We start from the raw sequence: 3,657 nt of genomic DNA, 5'->3' as shown, positions 1-3,657 counted from the left end.
ATTTCAGCACCGCTGACGCGCCCGTATTCCACGAGGAAAAGCAGCCCACCTGGCACGGTATGCTGCACTACTGACGNNCAGGGGCCGCCCGGCTTATGAGCGGCTTAGGGGCGGCTTATGGCTGCCCCAGTTCGCGATAGAGCTGGTTGGCCCGCATCAGGTGGGCTGCATGGCTTCGGCAGCCGCATCGCCATCATGCGCGGCGATGGCATCGACGATGCGCTGGTGTTCGGCCAGGGTCAGTTCTTCCGCACCGGGAGCGCGTACCAGGGTGGTATAGAACTCGCTGGCCCAGCGAAACATCGATTCGACCACTGCCGGGAAGATGGGATTGCCGCTGATGTCTGCAATCTCGCGGTGGAAGGCCATGTCGCGTTCGATGAATTCTTCCAGAGTGACCATCGAAGCCCGGTGCGCGGCGATGGTCTGGCGCAGGCGTTCGATCTGCTCCTCGGTGGCGCACTCGGCGGCCATGCGGGCGGTACTGGTTTCCAGGAACACGCGCGCTTGCTTCATATGTTTCAACATGTCCGGCTTGGTGCGCAGCAGGTGCTGAGCGCCAGCGCCGATCTGTGCGATCAGGCGGTCGGCCGTCAGTTCGAGCACGCGCGCCCGTTCACCATGGGCAATTTCCACGAAGCCGGAGCGTTCCATGGCCTGCAGCGCTTCGCGCACGGCCGGGCGCCCCACAGCGTACTGATCCATCAGGTCGCGTTCGGAGGGCAACTGGGAACCGGGCGGGAATTCGCCCCGGTGAATGCGCGCCATCAGGCGCTCCAGTACTTCCTGGTAAAGCTTGCGTCGCTGTATCGGTTCCGGCATGGCTGGACTGTCTCGTTAGTCGGTTTCGTTGGAGGCGCACTCTACCACAATCCCGCGCCGGGACTGTGATAGCGGGCGCCCAACGAACCTCTTCTTTCAGCTGCGCCGGCCCTCCAGCACGTCGCCAAAGAAGCTGCGTGCACCGACCTGCCCGCCCTTGAGCACCAGCTGCAGGCCATCGCGTCCCGGATGATCCGACCACGCCCGGCACAAGGGCGCGCCCGGTGCCAGCCCGGCACAGACCGACAGTGCCGCAATGTCCAGCGCACTGGCCACTTCGCCCGAGCTGTCGCCGCCGGCAATGGCGATGCGTTGCACGGGGTTGGCATCGAGCAGCCGACGCATGGTGGCGGCCAGTGCCATGCCTACCTTCTGCGCGGCCTCCGGGCGCGCCAGTCCGGCAGCAGCGGCGATCGCATCAAAACCAGTCACCTGCGGATCATCTGGCCCTTGCGCCGAAAACACCAGCGGACTGCGTCCTTCCTGCAGCGCCGCCACGGCAGCCGTGACCAGCCTTGCCAGTTCCGCNTCCTGCGTGGCCTCCGACAAGACCGCCGGCAAGTCCATGCGCAGGCACACGAAGCCATGTTCGCGCGCCCAGCCGATCTGCCCTGCGGTGACCGGAGAACAGCTGCCGCTGACCGCGGCGATCACCGGTACCGGGCCCGCCTGCGGCAGCCCGGCTTGGGGAGCGATCCAGCCTCGTGCGCGCCAATAGGCCGTGAGCGCATATTGCAAACCCGATGAAGAGGCAGTGAAGACGCCCGCCCCGCGCCCTTCCCAGACCAGCCGCCCGGCTTCGCGCAGGGTCTCCTCATCGAGCACATCGATCATCACCACCGGCACATCCTTGCCACGCAAGGACGGCAGGCGCGCATGTGCGGCCACGGCGCCCTCGCGTAATTGCAGCATGTCCACCAGTTCGATGCGGCGCGCCGTCTGGCGCCGCAGATGGCGGCGCAGATCGGACTCATCCATGGGCGTGACGGGATGACGGGCCATGGTGGGGTGGCGATCGAGCCGATGGCCTTCACCGTCGACGGCCGCAAACAGGTTGCCGAAGACCTGATAGCGCTTCAACCGTGGCGCCCCCACGATCATGGGGGAGAAGTCGCCGGGCATGTGACTCACGCCCAGGTCGATGGCACGGCCAATGGAGCCGATGGCCGGCGAGGAATCAAAGGTCGAGCACACCTTGTACTGCATCAGCGGCGCACGCAGCGAGGCCAGCGCGGCAAAGGGAGCGGGCAGGTGTTCGTCCATCCACTGCGGTGAACGTCCGCGCGAGGCACCGGCGATACCGATGCAGCGCGCCTCGGGAAAGCGCGCCAGCAACGCCGCATCGGGTGTCCGCAAAAACAGCACCGTGGACAAACCGGCCGCACTCATCACTTCCATGGCATCGGTGGAGCCGGTGAAGTCATCGCCGTAATACGCCAGCAGCAAACCCGGCGGCAGGCCGTCGTGATCGGGCAGCAGACTCATTTCCAGAACTCCAGCGCCGCCTGCAAGGCCGGATGTTTGCCCGCATGCTGCTGCAGCGGCACGCCTTCGATGGCGGCCACCCAGGCCTCGCGCAGGGCCTGCACCCCGGCGGCCACGCCTTGCGGATGGCCGAAGATGCCGCCACCGGCCGTGTGGATCAGGTCGGCGCAGCCGATGGCCGCATAGGTATCGGCCGCCTGCAGGCCGGTCTGGCCCGAGCTGAACACCGGCATGGTGCTCACCATCTCCACCCCCGGCACCACCGGCTGCAGTACCGAGCGCGCAGCGGCGATGACGCTGTCGTCCGGTTCGCTGAACTTGTTGCGCAAGCCATTGACGTGCATGTGGTCAGCTCCGGCCAGTCGCCACAGCTGCTGCCATGGTGCGTAGTCCCAGCCCAGTTGCGGGCTGCGCGTGAGATAGCCCCAGCCGGCGCGGTGCGCGTGGATCGGCAGCTGCGCATGGCGGCGCAATTCCTGCAAACCGACCAGGCCGATGGAGTTCAGCACTGCCATCACGCAGGTACCGCCTTCGGCCAGCACCAGGTCGTGGCGGCGGCGCATCTGGTCGAGGTCGCCGGTCAGGTTGAAGGCCACCATCACCTTCTTGCCGGTGCGCTCGGCGTGCTCGTTGACCACCCGCATGACCGCGCGCACCCGCTCATCGAAGGGACAGCGGCCGCCATCGGCCTGCAATTCATCATCCTTGATGAAGTCGATGCCACCGGCCACCAGTTCGCGCACCTGCTCTACCGTCTCCTCGACCGACAAGCCGATGCTGGGCTTGATGATGGTGCCGATCAGCGGCCCGTGGGTGATGCCAGTCAGCTTGCGCGTCCCGGCGATGCCGAAGGCGGGGCCGGGATAAGCCTCCACGAAAGCGCGCGGCAAACGCAGCCCGGTCAGGCGCAAGCCCGAGACCTGGCGCAGTTCGAACAGGTTGCCGGCCACCGTGGACATCAGGTTGGGCAGCGAGGCTCCGGTGTTTTCCAGCGGCCAGGACAGTTCCAGCCGGCATTGCGTATAGCGCGCGGCGGGCATGCCGCCGGGCAGGCTGGGCGTGGTGCTATGGCCGAGAATTTCCAGCTTTTCCACCCGCGCGCCGGAGCGCTCCTTCAGGGCGGGCGTTTCGGTAGCCAGGGCCACAAAGGTGCCGCTGGATTGTTCGCCCGCGATGACCTCGGCCGCGCGGGCAGGATCGTCGCCGGTTTCCAGCCAGTAGCTGGCGTAGATGCGTTCCATGCGCGCTCCTGGTCAGGTGATGCGGCGGATGCTCTCCGCGATCTCGTCGTGGTCGAAGACCTTGAGCCAGTCATCGCGCAAGAGGCGCGGCAAGCCGTTCTTGATGGCC

At 66.6% G+C, this 3,657-nt stretch carries 3 protein-coding genes and 1 pseudogene; all 4 read right to left on the bottom strand.

The window, feature by feature from the left end:
• Positions 1 to 115: 115 nt before the first annotated feature.
• A pseudogene (locus I5W_RS13780) lies at positions 116 to 822 on the bottom strand (transcriptional regulator NanR).
• A gap of 96 nt (positions 823 to 918) precedes the next feature.
• On the bottom strand, positions 919 to 2,307 hold the full coding sequence (gene oiaK / locus I5W_RS13775; protein ID WP_044529650.1) for a 3-oxo-isoapionate kinase OiaK: 1,389 nt from the start codon (positions 2,305 to 2,307) through the stop codon (positions 919 to 921).
• The gene (locus tag I5W_RS13770; RefSeq protein ID WP_044529649.1) at positions 2,304 to 3,548 is read right to left on the bottom strand and encodes a ribulose-bisphosphate carboxylase large subunit family protein; all 1,245 of its coding nucleotides are present in this window, start codon (positions 3,546 to 3,548) and stop codon (positions 2,304 to 2,306) included. Before I5W_RS13770 ends, oiaK begins: the two co-directional genes overlap by 4 nt.
• A 12-nt stretch (positions 3,549 to 3,560) precedes the next feature.
• The coding region (locus I5W_RS31295) for a phosphogluconate dehydrogenase C-terminal domain-containing protein (protein ID WP_305809654.1) at positions 3,561 to 3,657 on the bottom strand (97 nt) is incomplete at its 5' end.

Source organism: Herbaspirillum sp. B65 (assembly GCF_000333555.1).
Taxonomy (GTDB): domain Bacteria; phylum Pseudomonadota; class Gammaproteobacteria; order Burkholderiales; family Burkholderiaceae_D; genus Herbaspirillum; species Herbaspirillum rubrisubalbicans.
This window is presented reverse-complemented; position numbering and strand designations above follow the sequence as displayed.

What these genes read in the sequence shown, in the direction of transcription:
- I5W_RS13770 (WP_044529649.1), bottom strand. Translation starts at nt 3,548, where the DNA reads ATGGAACGCATCTACGCCAGCTACTGGCTGGAAACCGGCGACGATCCT.